Origin of the sequence: Bacillus sp. AFS023182, assembly GCF_002560575.1 — a bacterium.
Taxonomy (GTDB): Bacteria; Bacillota; Bacilli; order Bacillales; family Bacillaceae_G; genus Bacillus_A; species Bacillus_A arachidis.
In genome coordinates, this window is record NZ_NTRO01000159.1 from 1 (window position 1) to 1,276 (window position 1,276).

The 1,276-nt window shown below is 40.1% G+C and carries 2 pseudogenes; both read right to left on the reverse strand.

Annotated elements, in window-relative coordinates:
- Positions 1 to 689: pseudogene (locus tag CN288_RS27880) on the reverse strand (phage tail tape measure protein); the annotation flags it as partial.
- A 225-nt stretch (positions 690 to 914) separates the two neighbouring features.
- Positions 915 to 1,276 (reverse strand): annotated as a pseudogene (locus CN288_RS27885) (phage tail tape measure protein); the annotation flags it as partial.

A 1,276-nucleotide genomic window follows, 5' to 3' on the forward strand; every position in this document is an offset into this window, starting at 1 on the left:
GTTATGGCACCCCAATTTTGAATTACTGCTATAACACCAGCTATCACAGCGGAAAGTCCAACTATGATACCTAATAGCGGCCATATTGCAACTCCCAAAGCTCCAAAGGATACAACTACAGCCGCAATAATAGGTGCTAAAATACCAACCACAGCAATCAATCCAGTTAAAATAAAAACGAAGTTTTGAACCGGCTCTGGTAATTTTGAAAACCAATCCATTACTGATTTAATCCCTTCAACTAATGGAGGTAAAATAGTTTGTGCTAACTCAGCGAGTTGCTTTCCAAGCGGTTCAAATGCAGCTTGTGTTTCTCTTAACGCTTTTTGAAATTGCTGACCAAGGGATTCTTCTTGCAACTTCTTCATTTCTTCCATTGCACCTTTGGTTTCGCCTAAACCACCGTTTAATTCATTTAGATGCAAAACAGCTTTAGCACCCATGTCTTCCCATTTAGTACCGAATAAAGAAACACCAATTTGGTTTGCTGCAACTTGGTCATCCATTCCTTTTAAATCATTAAGAACCGCGTTAAACACATCGGCTGTCGTTGCTTTTCCTTCATTGAAACTTGCCCAAACACCTTGAGTTTCTTTTGACAATTTGCCAAAACCTTCAGAAACGCCTTTAGATCCATCTTGAACACGTATTCCAAATTCCTTTACAAGATCGTTAATATAATCGAGATTATCCTTAATACCCCTGCTTTCGCAGTATTTAAAAGGGAGTAGACTATACCATCAACTCAATAAGTTGCCCTTTGGTAGTCGTTGAGGGCTTCCTTTCGGCTATCCCTGCTGATTGTCCATTGTTTCATCCTTATGATTGTCACGCCATGGTACATAAGGCTTTAGGAGTTCCCAGCATATTCAGGGTTTCCTACATATTATCGCTAATATGCGGCGCAATTTCTTACGATCCATCTCGAGTCCCATTCGCTAAAATGTTAAACATCTCATCAGCACTGAAACCAGCTTGTTTAAAGAGCGGTGCGTATTCTGAAAGGTTGTCAAACAATTCATCAGAATAGTTCAAGCCTTCTTGAGCACCTGCGGCAAGTAAATCAAATGTTTCTTGCGTAGATAAACCAAACTGAGACATTAACTGTCCTGCACCACGAGTAGCTTCATTCAAGTCTACATCATAGACTTTAGCCAGCGTTAAAACGTCCTCTGATGCCATTTGCAGTTCTTCATTTGGAACATCCCTCATGTTTTGAAAGACTTTGATAAGTGCCTGGTCAACCTCTTCAAGACTTTCACCAAATCCCTTTTTC